Annotated in this window: 14 protein-coding genes and 1 riboswitch; of the genes, 2 read left to right on the top strand and 12 right to left on the bottom strand. The window is 70.8% G+C overall.

Features of this window, described 5'->3' with window-relative positions; genetic code table 11:
- Positions 1–434, top strand: a 434-nt coding sequence (locus GTY47_RS08710) for an ABC transporter ATP-binding protein (RefSeq protein ID WP_040902571.1), incomplete at its 5' end; no start/stop codon positions are given.
- 39 nt (positions 435–473) lie between these two features.
- On the top strand, positions 474–3002 hold the full coding sequence (locus GTY47_RS08705) for an ABC transporter permease (RefSeq protein WP_010034461.1): 2529 nt from the start codon (positions 474–476) through the stop codon (positions 3000–3002).
- A gap of 58 nt (positions 3003–3060) precedes the next feature.
- On the opposite strand, the gene GTY47_RS08700 is transcribed toward GTY47_RS08705, so the two are convergent.
- From GTY47_RS08700 to GTY47_RS08645, 12 genes are all read right to left on the bottom strand, one after another.
- Positions 3061–4353, bottom strand: coding sequence for a cyclopropane-fatty-acyl-phospholipid synthase family protein (locus GTY47_RS08700; protein WP_040902609.1), 1293 nt, complete (start codon positions 4351–4353; stop codon positions 3061–3063).
- A 240-nt stretch (positions 4354–4593) separates the two neighbouring features.
- The gene (locus tag GTY47_RS08695) at positions 4594–6006 is read right to left on the bottom strand and encodes an NAD(P)/FAD-dependent oxidoreductase (protein WP_078602739.1); all 1413 of its coding nucleotides are present in this window, start codon (positions 6004–6006) and stop codon (positions 4594–4596) included.
- Positions 6007–6427: 421 nt separating this feature from the next.
- Positions 6428–7369: a Ppx/GppA phosphatase family protein gene (locus GTY47_RS08690; protein ID WP_010034452.1), complete on the bottom strand. Its 942-nt coding sequence runs from the start codon at positions 7367–7369 to the stop codon at positions 6428–6430.
- Positions 7366–7896 (bottom strand): DUF501 domain-containing protein, encoded by a 531-nt coding sequence (locus GTY47_RS08685; RefSeq protein ID WP_010034448.1) that lies wholly within the window; start codon positions 7894–7896, stop codon positions 7366–7368. Before GTY47_RS08685 ends, GTY47_RS08690 begins: the two co-directional genes overlap by 4 nt.
- 51 nt (positions 7897–7947) lie before the next feature.
- On the bottom strand, positions 7948–8424 hold the full coding sequence (locus GTY47_RS08680) for a septum formation initiator family protein (RefSeq protein WP_010034446.1): 477 nt from the start codon (positions 8422–8424) through the stop codon (positions 7948–7950).
- Positions 8425–8539: 115 nt separating this feature from the next.
- Entirely contained in the window at positions 8540–9820 is a 1281-nt protein-coding gene (gene eno / locus GTY47_RS08675) for a phosphopyruvate hydratase (RefSeq protein ID WP_010034445.1), read from the bottom strand.
- 262 nt (positions 9821–10082) lie between these two features.
- A complete protein-coding gene (locus tag GTY47_RS08670) occupies positions 10083–10763 on the bottom strand; it encodes a transglycosylase family protein (protein ID WP_010034443.1) in 681 nt (226 codons plus the stop codon).
- A gap of 4 nt (positions 10764–10767) precedes the next feature.
- Positions 10768–10948: riboswitch (cyclic di-AMP (ydaO/yuaA leader) on the bottom strand.
- 228 nt (positions 10949–11176) lie between these two features.
- The gene (locus GTY47_RS08665; protein WP_010034441.1) at positions 11177–12202 is read right to left on the bottom strand and encodes a transglycosylase family protein; all 1026 of its coding nucleotides are present in this window, start codon (positions 12200–12202) and stop codon (positions 11177–11179) included.
- Between the two features lie 147 nt (positions 12203–12349).
- A complete protein-coding gene (locus GTY47_RS08660) occupies positions 12350–13630 on the bottom strand; it encodes a cytochrome P450 (RefSeq protein ID WP_010034439.1) in 1281 nt (426 codons plus the stop codon).
- A gap of 76 nt (positions 13631–13706) precedes the next feature.
- Positions 13707–14735 carry a nucleoside triphosphate pyrophosphohydrolase gene (locus GTY47_RS08655; RefSeq protein ID WP_010034437.1) on the bottom strand — a complete coding sequence of 343 codons (1029 nt, stop codon included), beginning with the start codon at positions 14733–14735 and terminating at the stop codon, positions 13707–13709.
- An 89-nt stretch (positions 14736–14824) separates the two neighbouring features.
- The gene (locus GTY47_RS08650; RefSeq protein ID WP_010034435.1) at positions 14825–15472 is read right to left on the bottom strand and encodes a SurA N-terminal domain-containing protein; all 648 of its coding nucleotides are present in this window, start codon (positions 15470–15472) and stop codon (positions 14825–14827) included.
- A gap of 427 nt (positions 15473–15899) precedes the next feature.
- Positions 15900–16643 carry a hypothetical protein gene (locus GTY47_RS08645; protein ID WP_029180789.1) on the bottom strand — a complete coding sequence of 248 codons (744 nt, stop codon included), beginning with the start codon at positions 16641–16643 and terminating at the stop codon, positions 15900–15902.
- Positions 16644–16750 lie beyond the last annotated feature (107 nt).

Raw genomic sequence — 16750 nt, 5'->3', positions numbered from 1 at the left:
CCCTGGAGAACATCACCCTCCCGATGGACATCGCGGGCCGCAAGCCGGACCGGCAGTGGCTCGACTCCGTCATCCGGATGGTCGGTCTGGCGGACCGGCTCGGCCACCGGCCCTCCCAGCTGTCGGGCGGTCAGCAGCAGCGCGTCGCCGTGGCACGGGCGCTGGCCTCCCGGCCCGAGATCATCTTCGGGGACGAGCCCACCGGAAACCTCGACTCGCGCTCGGGCGCCGAGGTGCTGGGCTTCCTGCGCAACTCCGTGCGCGAACTGGGCCAGACCGTGGTCATGGTGACCCACGACCCGGTGGCCGCGGCCTACGCGGACCGGGTGATCTTCCTCGCGGACGGCCGGATCGTCGACGAGATGTACGGGCCGACGGCCGAGTCGGTCCTGGACCGCATGAAGGCGTTCGACGCCAAGGGCCGCACCAGCTGATCCCCCGTCAGGACCGACAGGACTGAGAAGAAGAAACCCATGCTCCGTACCGCCTTGCGCAACGTGCTCGCGCACAAGGCCCGGCTCCTGATGACCGTCCTCGCCGTGATGCTCGGCGTGGCCTTCGTGTCGGGAACCCTGGTCTTCACCAACACCGTCTCCGACGCCTTCCAGAAGAGTTCCGCCAAGGGCTTCGACCAGGTCGACGTCGCCATGACGGCGGACTACCAGGACGCCCAGGGCGACCGGGTCGGCAAGCTCCACGACCTGACCCGGGCCACCCTCGACAAGAGTGAGCGGGTCCCCGGGGCCGCGTCCGCCATCGGGGTCGTGCAGGGCTTCACCGCCGTCGCCGACAAGGACGGCAAGCTGATCGGCGAGGGCTTCCAGTCGCAGGGCGGCAACTACTGGGGCGCCAAGGACCCGCGTTACCCCCTGGTCAGCGGGCACGCCCCCAAGGGGCCGGGCGAGATCCTCATCGACTCCGAGACGGCGAAGCGCGCCGGCTACAGGGTCGGCGACACCGTGCGGATGTCGGTCGACGGGCCTGTCCTGACCCCGCGGATCACCGGCATCTTCACCACCGACGACGGCAACGTCGCGGCCGGCGGCAGCCTCACCCTGTTCGACACGGCGACCGCCCAGAAGCTGTTCGGCAAGGCGGGCGTCTACGACCAGATCGACGTCAAGGCGAAGCCGGGCGTCACGCAGGCCGCGCTGAAGGCGCAGCTGGACGAGGCGCTGCCCAAGGGCACCGTCTCGACCACCACCGGCAAGCAGCTCGCCGACGACCAGGCCAAGTCGATCGCCGAGTCGATGAGCGGGATGCAGACGGCCCTGCTGGTCTTCGCCGGTATCGCCCTGTTCGTCGGCACGTTCATCATCGCCAACACCTTCACGATGCTGGTCGCCCAGCGCACCAGGGAACTGGCGCTGATGCGGGCGGTCGGCGCCTCGCGCCGGCAGGTGACGCGGTCGGTGCTGATCGAGGCGTTCGTGGTCGGGGCGGTCGCCGCCGTGGCCGGTCTGGTCGCGGGCATCGGCATCGGAGCCGGACTGCGCTCCCTGATGGGGACGTTCGGCGGGTCCGTGCCCGACGGGCCACTGGTCGTCAAGCCCACCACGATCGTCGCCGCGCTCGCGGTCGGCATCGTGGTGACCATGCTCGCGGCGTGGCTGCCGGGCCGCCGGGCCGCGAAGATCCCGCCGGTGGCGGCCATGAACAGCGTGCACGCCAAGGCCACGACCAGGTCGCTGGTGCTGCGCAACACGCTGGGCGCGCTGGTCTCGGGCGCGGGCATCGCGGTGGTCCTCGTGGCCACGACGATGGACGGCTCGGACGGCCAGCTGCCCATGGGCCTCGGCGCGGTGCTGCTGATCATCGGCGTGTTCATCCTGACCCCGCTGCTGTCCCGCCCGATGATCGCCGCCGCCGCGCCGGTGCTGCGCGCCTTCGGTGTCTCCGGCAAGCTGGCCCGCCAGAACTCGGTGCGCAACCCGCGCCGTACGGCCGCCACCGCCTCCGCGCTGATGATCGGCCTGACCCTGATCACCGGCATGACGGTGATGGCGGGCAGCCTCCAGCAGGCCATCGAGAAGATGGCGTCGTCGTCGATCAAGGCTGACTACGTGGTGTCCATGGCGAACGGCAATGCGCTGTCGCCGGACGTCGAGAAGAAGCTGAAGCAGGCCGGTGACGTCACTGCCACCAGCCCGATGCTCAACGCCGATTCCCGGATCGACGGCCGGACCGAGTACCTGACCGGCGTCAACGGCGCCGCGATCGGCGACCTGGTCGGCCCGAAGGTCGACGAGGGCTCCTTCAAGGTCGGCGGCACCGACGTCGTCGTGGACAGCGAGACCGCCAAGTCCTACGGCTGGCAGGCCGGTTCCTCGTTCACCGTCTCCTACGAGGACGACAAGAAGCAGCGGCTGACGGTCGCCGGGACCTACGAGAGCAACGACTTCCTCAGTGGCATCCTGCTCGACGAGAGGACCCTCGCCCCGCACGTGGCGGACCCGTACAACATGAAGGTCATGGTGAAGACCTCCGACGGCGCGTCCGGCGCGGTGCAGGACAGGCTGGAGAAGGCCCTCGGCACCAACCCGGCCATCAAGGTGCAGTCCAAGGACGACATCTCCAACGAGATCGCGCAGATGTTCACGCTGATGCTGAACATGGTCTACGGCCTGCTCGCGATGGCGGTGATCGTGGCGGTCCTCGGCGTCATCAACACCCTGGCCATGTCGGTCTTCGAGCGCTCCCAGGAGATCGGCATGCTCCGGGCGATCGGCCTGGACCGCAAGGGCATCAAGCGGATGGTCCGCCTGGAATCCCTGGTGATCTCCCTGTTCGGCGCGGTGCTGGGCATCGGCCTGGGCGTGTTCTTCGGCTGGGCGGCCGGTGAGCTGCTGGCCACGAAGCTGGCGACCTACGAACTGATCCTGCCGTGGGCGCGGATCGGCGTCTTCCTGCTGCTGGCCGCGACGGTCGGTGTGCTCGCCGCGCTGTGGCCGGCCCGGCGGGCGGCCCGGCTGAACATGCTGGAGGCGATCAAGGCGGAGTAGCACCGGACGCCCGAGGGCCCCCTTTCCCGCCCGTGGGAAAGGGGGCTCTTCGTCGTTCTCAGTTCCAGGTGCGGGCGCGCAGCGGCATGCCCGACGCCCCGGACTCAGACGTCCGCACGGCGAGGACCTGGTTGACGCCGATGCGGTTGCGCTCGAAGGCGAGCGCGGAGGCGGCCATGTACAGGCGCCAGACGCGGGCCCGGCCGGGGCTGGCGAGCTGGACGGCACGCTGCCAGCCGGCCTCCAGCCGGGCGACCCACTGCCGCAGGGTGAGGGCGTAGTGCTCGCGGATCGACTCGACGTCGCGCACCTCGAACCCGGCGCGCTCCAGCATGGCGACGGTGGCGCCGACGGGCTGGAGCTCGCCGTCGGGGAAGACGTAGGAGTCGATGAAGGCGTCGACGCTGTACGCCGTCTCGTCCCGCTGCGGGCGGCGGGCGATCTGGTGGTTGAGGAGCCGCCCGCCGGGCTTGAGCAGCTCGTGCAGGCCGGTGGCGTACTCCAGGTACCGCTCGGCGCCGACGTGTTCGGCCATGCCGATGGAGGAGATCGCGTCGTAGGGCCCGTCACGGACGTCGCGGTAGTCCTGGACACGGATCTCGACCTTGTCGGTGAGTCCCTCGTCGGCGACGCGCTTGCGGGCGTACGCCGCCTGCTCCTGGGAGAGCGTGACACCGACGACGCTCACGCCGTGCTCCCGGGCGGCGTGGATCGCCATGGAACCCCAGCCGCAGCCGACGTCGAGGAGCCGCTGACCGGGCTTCAGGCCGAGCTTGCGGCAGACGAGTTCGAGCTTGTCGTGCTGGGCCTGTTCGAGGGTGCTGTCGGGGCTGGGCCAGTAGGCGCAGGAGTACACCATGGACGGGCCGAGGACGATCTCGTAGAAGTCGTTGCCGACGTCGTAGTGGTGGCTGATGGCCCGTCTGTCGCTGCGCTTGGTGTGCAGGTGGCGGCGGGGGCTGCGGGCCTCCTCGCGGGGCGGGGCGGGCGGCAGCGGGGTCCCGGCGAGCTTGACGAGCCCGCGTACAGCGGCGCGGACCTCGGGGTCACGCAGGGCCTGGGCGAGGGTGCGGGCGTCCTCGTCGCGCTCCCAGATGTGACCGGCCAGCAGGTCGAGGGTGGTGTAGAGGTCGCCGTCGATGTCGAGATCGCCCGCCACCCAGGCCCTGGCCAGGCCGAGTTCGCCCGGCTTCCACAGCAGGCGGCGCAGAGCGCGGCGGTTGCGTACGACCAGGGTCGGCGCGCCCGGCGGGCCCGCCTGCGAACCGTCCCAGGCGCGGATGCGCACGGGAAGCGGTGCTCCCAGCAACTGTGCGAAGAGGCCCTGGAGCCGCGGCGCGGCGTCTGCCATGGTGTACACCTCCGTGATGAGGAATCCCGGAATGTCCGACACCACGTAAACATCTGCGGGGCCTCGGCGCAGTCCCCGGCACGCGTCATGTCTGGGCAAAACCACCACTCCGAAGGAACGGCGCGGCGGCGCGGGACGGCGCGGGAACGCCGAAGGACCTCCCGCACCACGGATGGCGGGAGGTCCTTCGGTGGAGGTCCTTCGATCAGGTCCTTCGTCAGGCAGGTGACCGACCGGAGGTCAGGAGGCCTTGGCCTTCTCCTCGGTCTTCTCCTTGGCCTTGGACTCGGCCTTCTCCTTCGGCGCGGCGGCGACCGGGGCCGGCTTGGCGGCCTCGTAGAACTCCTCGCGCGGCGTCTCGATCGCGCCGAGCGAGACGACCTCGCGCTTGAGGAACATGCCGAGCGTCCAGTCGGCGAAGACGCGGATCTTGCGGTTCCAGGTCGGCATCGCCAGACCGTGGTAGCCACGGTGCATGTACCAGGCGAGACGGCCCTTGAGCTTGATCTTCATCTTGCCCATGACGATCATCGCCACGCCCTTGTGGAGGCCGAGACCGGCCACCGCGCCCTTGTTGGCGTGGGAGTAGTCCTTCTGCGGGAAGCCCCGCATGCCGGACAGGACGTTGTCGCCGAGGACGCGGGCCTGACGCAGCGCGTGCTGCGCGTTCGGCGGGCACCAGGCGTTCTCGTTGCCCGCCTTGCGGCCGACGAGGTCCGGGACCTGGGCGTTGTCGCCCGCGGCCCAGATGTAGTCCGTGCCCTTGACCTGGAGGGTGGTCTCGCAGTCGACGTGGCCGCGGGGCCCGAGGGGCAGGCCGTAGCGGGAGAGGACCGGGTTGGGCTTGACGCCGGCGGTCCAGACGATCGTGTTGGAGTCGACCTCGAGGCCGTTCTTCAGCACCACGTGGCCGTCGACGCAGGAGTCCATGGAGGTGGACAGGTAGACCTCGACACCGCGGCCCTCGAGGTGCTCCTTGCCGTACTTGCCGAGCTTGGGGCCGACCTCGGGGAGGATCTTGTCGGCGGCGTCGACGAGGATGAAGCGCATGTCCTCACGGGACACGTTCTTGTAGTACTTCGCCGCGTCCCTGGCCATGTCCTCGACCTCGCCGATGGTCTCCGCACCGGCGAAGCCGCCGCCCACGAAGACGAAGGTGAGCGCCTTGCGGCGGATCTCCTCGTCGGTGGTGGAGTCGGCCTTGTCGAGCTGCTCGAGGACGTGGTTGCGCAGGCCGATGGCCTCCTCGATGCCCTTCATGCCGATGCCCTGCTCGGCGAGGCCGGGGATCGGGAAGGTGCGGGAGACCGCGCCGAGCGCGACGACCAGGTAGTCGAAGGGCAGCTCGTACGCCTCGCCGACGAGCGGGGCGATCGAGGCGACCTTGCGGTCCTGGTCGATGCTGGTGACCCGGCCGGTGAGGACCTCCGCCTTCGGCAGCACGCGTCGCAGCGGGACGACGACGTGGCGCGGGGAGATGTTGCCGGCGGCGGCTTCGGGGAGGAAGGGCTGGTAGGTCATGTACGACCGGGGGTCGACGACCGTGACGGTCGCCTCTCCGTAACGCATCTTCTTGAGGATGCGCCGAGCTGCGTACAGGCCTACGTACCCACCGCCTACTACGAGGATCCTGGGACGCTCCGTGGTGCTCATGCCATCGAGTATCCACCCGCTTCAGGGGGGTGGCTCGTGCGCCCCTTCACAAGCTCGGGTGGGGGGTGTGTTATCCTCCGCGGCCCGCGTGATCCATGTCATGGTGACAACCGGGCTCCTTTGTGCACCCCTGACCGTTGTCAATGCCGCGTGAGCTGCCTCTCTGCACCCGAGGAGCCTCCGTGAGGCCCTCCCGGGGTGCCGCTTCGAGCACCTCGGTGGACACCTCCATACCATGCTTCTGAACATGTTCAAAGGCCTGTTCAGCCCCCGGACGGGTCAACGGGGCCCCTCCGATCGCCCGGGAGGGCCGAATTCCTTGTGAAGAACTTCACGAACTTTTCCGGCGGGCTGTCGCCGGGGGGTCGCCCGAACCCCCCGGGACGCGCTCATTCGTGATCCATGCCTGCTCAGAAGCGGGCTACGCGACCGACCACGCGATGCCGTCGAGGATGTCGTGCTCGCTGACCACGACCTCCTCCGCGCCGATCCGCTCCATGATCGACAGCAGTACGAGGGCCCCCGCCCCGATCACGTCGACCCGGCCCGGGTGCATGGAGGGCACCGCCGCGCGCTCGGCGTGCGTGGAGCGCAGCAGCCACTCGGTGATCTCGCGGACCCGGTCGTGGGAGACACGGGAGTGGTGGATGGCGGCCGAGTCGTACTCGGGCAGCTCCTGGGCGATCGCCGACACGGTCGTCACGGACCCGGCCAGGCCGACCAGCGTGCGGGCCTCACGCAGCGGGACCGTCTCCTCGGCCAGGTCGAGGGCGGCCTCGATGTCCGCCCGCATGGCCGCGATCTGCTGCTCCGTGGGCGGGTCGCTCACCACCCCGTCCCGGACCAGGTGCCGCTCGGTCATGCGGACACAGCCGATGTCCACCGAGCGGGCCGCGCGCACCTGGTCGTCGCCGACGACGAACTCGGTCGAGCCGCCGCCGATGTCCACGACGAGGTAGGGCTTGGGCAGGTGGTCGCGCCCGGCGAGCTCCTTGGTGGCGCCGGTGAAGGAGAACTCGGCCTCCTGGTCCCCGGAGATCACCTCGGGCTCGACGCCCAGGATGTCCAGCACGCCGCGCACGAACTCGTCCCGGTTCTCGGCGTCCCGGGAGGCGGAGGTGGCCACGAACCGCAGCCGCTCCGCCCCGTGCTCCTTGATGATCCCGGCGTACTCGCGGCAGGCCGCGAAGGTCCGCTGGAGCGCCTCGGGGGCGAGCCGGCCGGTGCGGTCGACGCCCTGCCCGAGCCGGACGATCGTCATACGGCGGTCCAGGTCGGTCAGCTCGCCGGTCCCGGGGTCGGCGTCGGCGACCAGGAGCCGGATGGAGTTCGTACCGCAGTCCACAGCGGCGACACGGGTCACTGGGCGTCCTCCTCGGCGGTCGTCACGCAGGCGCCCTTGCGCCACCACTCGGGCAGCATGGCGAGGGCCTCGTCGCCCAGCGGGTTCACTCCCGGCCCCGCGGCCAGCGAGTGCGCCACCAGCACGTGCAGGCACTTCACCCGGTCCGGCATGCCGCCCGCGCTCGGGAAGTCCTTCAGCTCCTCGATCTCGTCACGGCGCCTGATGTAGTCCTCGTGGGCCGCCCGGTACGCCGCCGCAAGCTCCGGGTCCGAGGCCAGCCGCTCGGTCATCTCCTTCATCACGCCGTTCGCCTCCAGCGTGCCGATGGCCGAGTTCGCCTTCGGGCACGTCAGGTAGTACAGCGTGGGGAAGGGCGTGCCGTCGGGCAGCCGGGGGGCCGTCTCGACGACGTCGGGCTGCCCGCACGGGCACCGGTGCGCGATCGCGCGCAGGCCGCGCGGGGGCCGGCCGAGCTGCTGCTTGAAGGCCTCGACGTCCGCGTCGGTGGGCTCGGTGCGCGGGGTGGTCGGCGGGGGCGTTTCCATGACTGTGTTCAGGCTGTCTTTCTGGGTTCAGGTCACTGGCTGGGGTCCGGGTCACCGGTCGGAGGCGTCGGCCTTGTCGACCCCGTCCCAGACGTTCGAGTACCAGGGGCGGTCGGCCGCCCCGAGGTCGGCGTGCGACTGCTCCGCCGCGTGCGGGTCGACGACGATGAACCCCGTCTCCCCCGGCATGACGTAGTGCAACCGCTGCCGGATCTGCTGCTCCGCGTACGCGTCGTCCTGCCAGCGCGCCTTCTGGTCGCGCAGCCGTTCGACGCGCTGCCGGGCCTGCTGCTGTTCACGCTGGAGGTCGTCGATCTCGGCGCGCTGCGAGACGTACTCCCGCATGGGGTAGGCCAGAGCCACGATCAGCGAGCACATCACCAGGGCGAGCAGCGCGGCCCGGCCGGTCAGCCGGGAGCGGCGGGCCTGGCGCTTGGTCTGGGAGCGGTAGACCCGGGCCGCGGTCTGCTCACCGAGCAACCGGATCCTGGTCGCGGTGGAGAACCGGTCCCGGTCCTTCACGGCCATGTCTGTCCGCCTCCCGCTCCGCCGTCATACGCGCGTACGTCCCCGGACACGGTACGGGACCGAGTACGGGGACGTACGTACGACGCTGCCTCTTACGGGTCGGGCCTTTCGGCGATCAGCCCTTGAAGCGCGGGAAGGCGCTGCGGCCGGCGTACACCGCCGCGTCGTCGAGGATCTCCTCGATGCGCAGCAGCTGGTTGTACTTGGCGACGCGCTCGGAGCGGGCCGGGGCGCCGGTCTTGATCTGGCCGCAGTTGGTGGCGACGGCCAGGTCGGCGATGGTGACGTCCTCGGTCTCGCCGGAGCGGTGGGACATCATGCACTTGAAGCCGTTGCGCTGGGCCAGCTCGACGGCGTCCAGGGTCTCGGTGAGCGAACCGATCTGGTTGACCTTGACCAGGAGCGCGTTGGCCGCGCCCTCCTCGATGCCGCGGGCCAGGCGCTCGGGGTTGGTGACGAACAGGTCGTCGCCGACGAGCTGGACCTTGTCACCGAGCTTGTCGGTGATGGTCTTCCAGCCCTCCCAGTCGTCCTCGAACAGCGGGTCCTCGATGGAGACGAGCGGGTACGCGTCGACGAGCTCCGCGTAGTACTCGGTCATCTCGGCCGCCGAGCGCTCCTTGCCCTCGAAGGTGTAGACGCCGTCCTTGTAGAACTCGGACGCGGCGACGTCGAGGGCGAGGGCGATCTGCTCGCCGGGGGTGTAGCCGGCCTCGTTGATCGCCTCGAGGATGAGGTCGAGGGCCTCGCGGTTGGAGCCGAGGTTCGGGGCGAAGCCGCCCTCGTCGCCGAGGCCGGTGGCCAGGCCCTTGGACTTCAGGACCTTCTTCAGCGTGTGGTAGACCTCGGCGCCCCAGCGCAGGGCCTCGGAGAAGGACTCCGCGCCGATCGGGGCGATCATGAACTCCTGGATGTCCACGTTGGAGTCGGCGTGCGAGCCGCCGTTCAGGATGTTCATCATCGGCACCGGCAGCAGGTGCGCGTTCGGGCCGCCCAGGTAGCGGAACAGCGGCAGGTCGCTGGCCTCGGAGGCGGCGTGGGCGACGGCGAGCGAGACGCCGAGGATGGCGTTGGCGCCGAGGGAGCCCTTGTTGTCGGTGGCGTCCAGGTCGAACATCGCCTGGTCGATCAGGCGCTGCTCGGTGGCGTCGTAGCCGACCAGCTCCGGGCCGATCTGCTCGATGACCGCGAGGACGGCCTTCTCCACACCCTTGCCGAGGTAGCGGTTCGAGTCGCCGTCGCGCAGCTCGATGGCCTCGAAGGCGCCCGTGGAGGCGCCGGACGGGACGGCGGCACGACCGGTGCTGCCGTCGTCGAGGCCGACCTCGACCTCGACCGTGGGGTTGCCTCGGGAGTCCAGGATTTCCCGGGCTACGACGACGTCGATGGACGGCACGAGCATCTCCTTCTTCATGTGACGCGGGTACGCGGGCCGCGTGGACCCGGCGAGGCGCGGGCCGCGGTGGCTCGCGACATGAGCCTAACCGGCTCCGGGCGATCGGCCACCGGGTCGCCCACCCCATGGACAGAACCGAGAGTAAATTGTTTCCGAACGGAACAAAGCCGGATCGCAAAGACCGGCAGAAAAAACCCCGCCCCGGTGCGTACGGGGGACGACGCACCGGGGCGGGGGCCCGTGGGGACCGGGGGGCCGCCGCTTACTTCAGGTGCAGCTGCTGGCCCGGGTAGATCAGGTTGGCGTCCGTGATGATGTCCTTGTTCAGCTCGAACAGCTTCTCCCAGCCGCCCTTGACCTTGTGCTCGGTCGCGATCGAGCTGAGGGTGTCGCCCTTGACGACCTTGTACTCGCCGTCACCCTTCTTGACCTTCTTGCCGGTCGGGGTGGTGACGGTCTTCTGGCTCTTCTGGGTCTGCGCCGGGCGCTCCTCGGAGCGGGAGGCCGGCTGCTGCTCGGTCTGGCGGGTCTCCGTGGAACCGCTGCTCTGCGCGGAGCCGCCGCTGTAGCCGGCGCTCGACAGACCCTTGCCGCAGACCGGCCAGGCACCCTTGCCCTGGCTCGCGAGGACCTTCTCGGCGATCTCGATCTGCTGCTCCTTGGTGGCCTGGTCGGCGGTGGAGGCGTACTTGGTGCCGCCGTAGCCGGACCAGGTGGAGGCGGAGAACTGCAGACCGCCGTAGTAGCCGTTGCCGGTGTTGATGGACCAGTTGCCGCCGGACTCGCACTGGGCGACGGCGTCCCACTCGGAGGCGGTGGCGGCGGAGGCGTTGCCGGCCGCCATCAGCGGGGCGGCGACGGCGGCACCGGTGACACCGGCGATGGCGATGACCCGAGAGGCCTTGGACGGACGGCGGTGCGTGCCCTTGCCGGAAAACAGCATGGAGAGATCCCCTCACCGACGCCTGCGAGGTGAGCTGTCGGGTTCGGGCCGGTTGAGTTGCCCGGCCGCGTCCCTCCCGGGACACGGCTTCACCCCAAGCCGGAGCCCTGCCGTCGAGTTGCCTCAACCGCCGGGCCCGGCACTTACCTTGGGTCCCCCGCTCCTGCCTACGGCGCTTGACGCGACGACTGTTCCCGTGCGGCCGCTGGCAGGATTCGGCGTTGCGGCAGCCGGGGCTCGCGGTGGCGAGCGGTCATGACCGTAGACACGCGATCCGCGGAATTTCAAAGACGATCAGGGCTTCTGAGATCTATCTCTCACCGCGCTTATAAGGGACATTCGGCGCGAACGGTGACGTGAACTCGCACGGTTTCGGGGTGACTTCCGCCGCCGTTTCCGGACTGCCCCACCGGCTACTCGTCGTCCGCTTCGACCCTTACCGTGAGCTTCTGACCGGGGCGGATGAGGTTCGGGTCGGCGCCGACGGCCGTCTCGTTCCCGGCGTAGAGCGCGTGCCACCCGCCGCTGAGGTCAAGGGAGTTCGCGATGGACCAGAGGCTGTCGCCGGGGCGGACGGTGTAGGAGCCGTCCGTCGCCTCCCGAGAGGCCTCGCCGCCGCGCGAGGCGTGCCGTCCGGCGGCTCCGGACGTACGGCCGTCCTCGGCCCCGGTGTCCTCGTCGGCGCTGGGGCCGCGGTGGCGGCCGGAGGCGCTGTCGGTTCCGGTTCCGGAGAGCGCCGAAGAGCCGTCGCCCTGCCGGGACTTGTCGGGTTCGTCACTCTCGGCGGCGGTCGACGGGGAGCTGCCGGACTCCTGGTCCTGCGACTGGTCCCGCGTCGAGGAATCGGCAGAATCGGATGACTTGTCGGACTTGGCGGTGTCACCCTCCGAGGTCGACTGCCCGTCAGGGGACGACGATGGGGACGGAGACGACGAAGAGGGCGAAGAAGACGAAGAGGATGACCCGGACGACTCGGATGACTCGGAGGAGTCGAGCAGTCCGGGTGAGTCCGTCGGAGCGGACGAGTCGGAGGAGCTGGACGAGTCGGACGTGCCCGAGTCCTTGTCCTGCTGGAGGCCGGAGAGCAGCCCGCAGGTGCGCCACGCACCGACCCCCTGGTCGGCGAGGATTCTCTCGGCCACGGCTATCTGCTGGGAGCGGCTGGCCAGGTCGGCGCTCGGGGCGTAGTCGAGACCGCCGTGGTTCTCCCAGTCCTCCTGGGACAACGCGAGGCCGCCGAAGTATCCGTTGCCGCTGTTCTGGCTCCAGGCGCCGCCGGTCTCGCAGTCCGCGACCCGGTCCCAGGTCGTGCCGTCGGCCGCGCTGGCGCCGGAGGCTCCGAGGAGCGGGATCGCGATGGCGGAGCCGGTCACCCCGGCCGCGACGAGGAGAGCCGGAGCCTGGCGGGGGCGACGGTGCCGACCGTTCCCGGAGAGCATACGGAGACCTTTCGCGAGACAGCAGTGACCGGCGCGGCGCAGGACCCCCCGGGCCGCGCTGATGATGGGTGAACGTATCGGCAGACGATCACTTGTCACAAGTTCATGCCGCGCAGATCACGTGAAGATCACAGGTCTGACGGCGTGTCACCTTCGGGCCGGTGAGAACTCCACCGGCAGGGTGCGCAGCCCGCGCATGATGAGGCCGCCGCGCCATCTCAGCTCGGCCGGGTCCGCCGCGAGCCGCAGGTCCGGGAGTCGGGTGAGGAGCGCGGCGAGCGCGGTCTGGCCCTCCAGTCGGGCGAGCGGGGCGCCGAGGCAGTAGTGGATGCCGTGGCCGTAGCCGAGGTGCTGGTTGTCGCGGCGGGCGAGGTCGAGCACGTCCGGATCCGCGAACCGCTCCGGATCCCGGTCGGCGGCGGCCAGGACGACGAGGACCGGGTCGCCGGTCGCGATGTGCTGCCCGCCGATGGTGAGCGGCTGCGTGGCGAACCGCCACGTGGCGAGTTCGACGGGGCCGTCGTAGCGCAGGAGCTCCTCGACGCCGGTCTCCAGGAGGCCGGTCTCCCCGGCGGCCAGGGACGCCTGGAGGCGCGCGCGCTGCTCGGGGTGGGTGAGCAGGGCGTAGGTGCCGTTGCCGATCAGGTTCACGGTCGTTTCGAACCCGGCGAACAGCAGGATGAAGGCCATGGCCGCCGCCTCGTTCTCGGTGAGGTGCTCACCGTGGTCGGAGGCGCGGATGAGACCGGAGATGAGGTCCTCGCCGGGGGCGGGCTCGGTGGGCAGCGCCTCGCGCTTGCGGTGGATGAGGTCGGCGAGGTAGCCGCGCATCTTCTTCACGGACCGCGCCACGCCGCCCCTGGGCCCGCCCTGGTGACGGATCATCATTCCCGCCCAGTCGCGGAAGTCGTCCTGGTCCTCGCGAGGGACGCCGAGCAGGTCGCAGATGGCGTAGATGGGGAGCGGGAAGGCGAACTCGTGGATGAGGTCGGCGGACCCCTTCTCCGCGAACCCGTCGATGAGCCCGTCGGTGAGCTCCTGCACCCGCGGCGCGAACTCGGCGACCCGGCGGGGCGTGAACGCCTTGGACACGAGCCGCCGCAGCCGGGTGTGGTCCGGCGGGTCGATGTTGAGCAGATGCGTCATCAGCTCGGCCTTGCGCTCCCCGGGGATCCCGGTCTTGCCCTTGGCGTGCGCGGGTTCGTCGTGATGCGCCGGGTTCTTGGAGAGCCGGTGGTCGGCTAGCGTCTGCTTGGCATCGGCGTACCGCGTGACCAGCCAGGCCTCCACGCCGCTGGGCAGCTTGGTGCGGTGCACGGGGGCGTGCTCGCGGAGCCAGGCGTAGGCGGGGTAGGGGTTGCTCGCGAACTCCCAGGTGAAGAGGTCGGGAGCGGCGGCAGGGGTGCTGGGCTGGGGCTGGTCGGTCACTCCCCGACGGTATCCGGCTCCTCGCCCCTCCCCTCCCTCGGCCGGTCCAGCCGTCCTCCGCTCCCGGCTCTCGGTCTCAGCCGTCCTCAGCCTCCCTGATCGCGTCCCGGTAGGCGCGGGCCGCCGCTCTCAGGGCCGCCTCCGGGTCGACGCCCTCCGATTCGGCGCGGACCGCCAGGGCCAGCAGCTCGTAGCCGATGCCCTCGACGGGCGGGAGTGGTATGTCCAGGTTCGCGGCGCGGGCGCGTGACGCCAGCTTGGCGGCGAGGGCCAGGCCGGGCTGGCCGAGGGGGATGCCCTCGGTGATCGAGGTGCGCTGCTTCTCGACCGCCTTGGTGCGCAGCCAGTGCGCCTTGACCTCCTCGGGCGTGGTGGCCGTCTCGTCGCCGAAGACATGCGGGTGGCGGTGGATCAGCTTGGCGACGATGCCGGCGGCGACGTCGTCGATGGAGAAGGGGTCCGCCCCGTCTTCCGGGCGGCCCTCCTCGGCGATCCGGGCGTGGAAGACGACCTGGAGGAGGACGTCACCGAGCTCCTCGCGCAGTTCGTCGCGGTCGCCCTCCTCGATCGCCTCGACGAGTTCGTACGCCTCCTCGATGCCGTACTTGGCCAGGCCCTTGTGGGTCTGCTGGGACGACCACGGGCACTCGGCGCGGATGCGGTCCATGACCTGGACGAGGTCGAGGAGGCGGGCGCCCGGCAGGTCGTAGGAGGCGGGGAGCAGCTCCAGCTCGGGCATGGCGACGCGGCCGGTGCCGGCGAGGCGGGCCAGGCCGTCCGTCAGGGTCGGCTCGCCCTCGCCCGTCGCCACGACGACCACCGTGCGGCCGCCGGCGCAGGCGTCGACCAGCTCCTGGGCCGTCGGGGACGCCTCGTCGACGGTGATCCCCGCCTCGCGCAGATACGGCAGCTGCGGGTGCGCGCCGTCCGCGCACAGCACCTGGTCGGCCGCGTGCAGTGCCTGCCAGGCGGGCCAGGACAGCAGTCCGGGGGCGACGCGGTGACTGGTGGTGAGCAGGACGATGCGGCCGGGGACGGCGGTGGCGGCCGTGCCGGGGCCGGCCTCGCCGGGCCGCGGGGTGGCTTCGGGGCTGTTGGCGTTCACGATTCGAAGCTATCCCACGCCGCCGGCAGCCCCGGAAATCGTCCACAGGCCTCCGCCCGTGCACCCCGGGGGCATGTGGGGCGTCGCCCCTACATGCTCTGCTGCGCCTGGGCCGCCGACACGTCCCGCACCCACGGCGTCTTCGCGTCGGCGCGGCTGCTCTTCTGGACGTCCCAGGTGCCGTAGCGCGGGTTGAGGTCGACGTTCAGGTCCTTGGAGGCCTCCGACAGGGCCTTCCAGAACTCGGGGCGGTTGGTGTCGGTGCCGAGTTTCTGCGCGAGCTTCTGGGCCTCCAGCTGGAGGCGGAGGTTCTCCTCGAGGCGCTGCGGCGGGATGCCGTACTGCTGGAGCCAGGTCGTCTCCAGGGCCTTGGCGCCGCCGGCCTGCTCCTCCAGCCCGGACCGCATCTCCTGGATCTCCCTGCGGGTGACGGTCACACCGGCGTCCTGCGCGGCGCGGTGCAGCACCCGGTCGAGGATCATGGTGTGCAGGGTGTCACGGGTGAGCGTGCCGGTCCCGGCGATGGCCTGCTGGTACTGGGCCTCGTCCCGCACGGCCGCCCGCTGGGCCGCGCGAACCTCGTCGACCCTGTCCTCCAGCTGGGAGACGGTGATCCGCTGGCCGCCCACCACGGCCGCCGCGCCGGGATGCGCGTCGTTGCCGCAGGCGGTGAGAAGCGGCGCCGCGGCGGCGATCGCGGCAGTGAGGACGAACGCGGTGCGACGGCGGCGGTGCAAGGAGACCTCCCGAGGAGATTGTGCGACGGTGCACAAGGTCTTGCGGTGATCGATGGTAGGCAGTGGCCGAGCTCAGGCCAACCCATTCGACCAACGATTCACCGGGACTTCCGGCACCGCCGCGCGGACCGGGCCGGGAGGGGACCGCGTTCGGGGGGGTGATGCGTCCCCCTCCCGGTGCCTGAGCGCTCCTGCGCTCCTGCGCCCGGATCGCCGCCGCCGGCAGCCCGACGGCGAGGAGCGTGACGTGGAGACCCCGCCGCGTAGGGACCGCCGGGGAACGGTGTCCCGCCGGGCTGTCCCTGGAAGTCGCTGAGCGCGATGAAGGGCAGCCAGGCGGCGAGGTCGACGCTCCGGAACTCGCCGCGGTGGCGGGCCAGCCGGCCTACGGGTCGTGAGGGAGCTGTGCGGCGGCCCCGCCGCCGGGTCACAGGAGGTGCCGCATCCACACGTTGGGCTCGACGTACACCGCGTACCCGCGCTCCGGCTCGCAGCGCACCGGCACCAGGGCGCCGGGCACCTCGATGTCGCCCCGGGTGTCGAAGGGCAGCCCAGTCCAGCGGCGCCAGTCCGCCAGTGAGGCGGCCACCGTCATCGACGCCGGTGCCACGGAGTCGATCGTGGCACCGGCCCGGGCGTGCACCCGCAGCCACGGGTCCTGGGGCAGGCCGTCGGGACGGACCCGGTGCGCGTACTCCTCGATGGGCGTGTGCGGTTCCAGGTGCTTGGCGTTGGGGCGGACGGGGGCGACGACCTCCCCGAAGCCGCGCGCCCGGGCGTTGTCCCGCATGGCCGAGAGCATCGACGCGGACAGGCCCCGGCCCTGGGCGTGCGGGGCGACGGAGATCGAGATCGCGCTGACGGTGTCGGGGCGGACCCCGCGGCGCAGGTCGGAGAACGCCCACACGAGGACCGTGTCCCAGCCGTTCGCGGGCAGTTGGCCACGGCCCTCGGCCTGCAGGGCGAAGGGCACGCTGAAGCCGTTCGCGACGACCTCACCCTGCTCGTCCTCGGCGAACAGGACGTACTCGGGGAGTTCGGCGGCGATCCGCGGGAAGTGCGCGGCACCGACGAGGTCCTGGATCGCGAACTCCGGCCAGCTGTCCGCCATCCCGACGACCCGCTCCAGCATGTCCGGGCGGTCGGCGAGGCTCGATATCTTCGGCTGCATGTGGCCACGGTAGGTGTGCGGGCTCATCCCCGGAACCGAATTACGGCGTGGGGACACGGTCCGCCACATGGGCAGACCTGGCCCGGCGGGCTGCGATGACCATGACG

The sequence above is a fragment of the Streptomyces sp. SID5464 genome (genome assembly GCF_009862985.1).
Classification (GTDB): Bacteria; Actinomycetota; Actinomycetes; order Streptomycetales; family Streptomycetaceae; genus Streptomyces; species Streptomyces chartreusis_D.
This window is presented reverse-complemented; position numbering and strand designations above follow the sequence as displayed.